1 protein-coding gene is annotated in these 1,799 nt (G+C 30.8%); it reads left to right on the top strand.

Annotated features, from left to right (window positions below; genetic code table 11):
* Positions 1-171: 171 nt before the first annotated feature.
* The coding region (locus tag QRY16_RS21855) for a ubiquitin carboxyl-terminal hydrolase family protein (RefSeq protein WP_309249253.1) at positions 172-1,799 on the top strand (1,628 nt) is incomplete at its 3' end.

Here is a 1,799-nt window from a genome sequence, read left to right as displayed (position 1 = left end):
AGGCACAAAAGGCTGAAACAAATTACTTTGTTTCAGAACAACTTCATCTAACGCTTCAACCACCATCTAAAATAATAGCTACTGTTATGAATCTTCAACGGGAAATATTTCAAGGATTAAGGTAAACTATCTATCTATTATTGCAATAGTTGATTAATTTATTAATTTACAATAAATGTTATTAGAAATACAAATCCAAGAATATTATTAGGAGAGATTCGTAAAGAACGAAGTCAATTTGAAGGTTTTGCTCAACAAGATTCGCAAGAGCTGTTAATTTCTCTTATTGATATACTAAAAAAAGCAGAGAAAAAGCGTCAAGCTGATGCATTGATCAAAGGACTTTCTATTGAAGATAAAAAATGTCCTACTGAAGAAGATAGAGCAAAAGCAAAAAGATTTAAAATAACTGCCAACCATACGGTTCTAGATGCCATTTTTGGTGGTCAACTACTTTCATTTATTCATTGTTCCGAGTGCAATTATCGTTCATTTACATTTGAACAATTTATGGATTTATCTTTATCACTAAATTTGCACTCAAATAATAAAACCGTTGATGAAAATAGACGAGAACACACAACTAATGTAAATTACTCTAGAAATAAAAAAGGAAAACGATGGAATCAATCTGAAATAACAAATTTTATTACTGAGCCTGAACCAAATTTAGATTCAACAGTATCCGTTGATAATAATCATTGTGCAACTCGTAAACAAAGGCGTGCTGCAAAGAAAGCTGCTCGTCGCGAATCTCGTTTGGAGAACAAAAAAAGATTAAATGAATCAATTGAAGAACAATCTAACGATGAAGATTTTCCTCAGCTAATTAGTCTAACGGATATACCCGAAGACTTGATAAATCCAAGTGTTGAAAAGGATTCTTCTGATAATTTAGAGACCGAATTGACAGAAATGAAAACATTCGAAACTTCATATAAAGATTATGAAAATACCAATAACACATTTAATACAGAGTCAAATTTATCTCCAAAAGAACCAAACTCTATTCTCAAAAATATATTGATAAATCAAGATATCGATTCATTATCAAAATGCCAACCTATTTGTTGTTCTGATTCTGAAAACAAATTGAAACCAGATCGTATTTCAGATGATTTTGATTGTGCTTCTCCTGTTAATAAACAGAACCTAAATATTGATGATTCTTTATTCGTTAATTCTTCAATTAGTGAAAATAATGATTCGATACTTAATCTTGGGGATAGTTGCGAGCTTAAAAATTCACCAAAAATCGATTCTGAATGTTTAATAAGAAGATTAGTAAAAAATGAAACTGGTTCAGACTCTGGTTGTGGGGAAGATGATAAAGAAATCGGTTGTGATAACAATCAATTTGAATATGCTGTTGATGACCGATCTTCACTCCCTCAACATTTATATGAAGATGAAAAAGTGTTTGATAATAAAGATTCAGCTACCGTCGATGAAATAAATTTAATTTCGACACAATGCAAAATAGATTCAGATTCTACACAAGACGGTAACAATATATCTGCATCAAGTTCTGATTCTGGAATTTCGGCTAACGCTAAAGAAAGTAGTAAAGCTAATTCTTTTGAAGATGATTATCTGATATCACATATTGAACCTGAATTTCGATCAAACTTTTTCGATTTAGCAATGAAGCGATTAGCATATTCAGATGATTGCTTTGATAATCGTGATCTTGGAACGCTTTTCAAAAATTTTATTAAGCCCGAAATTTTGGATGGCCCTAATAAATATCTTTGTGAATCATGTTCAAAGAAAAATGGTGGCAATAAAACTTATTCAAA

It is taken from the genome of Mixta mediterraneensis (genome assembly GCF_030283135.1).
GTDB lineage: Bacteria > Pseudomonadota > Gammaproteobacteria > Enterobacterales > Enterobacteriaceae > Pantoea > Pantoea mediterraneensis.
Note: the sequence above shows the minus strand (reverse complement) of the source record. Positions and strands in the feature narration are given on the sequence as shown.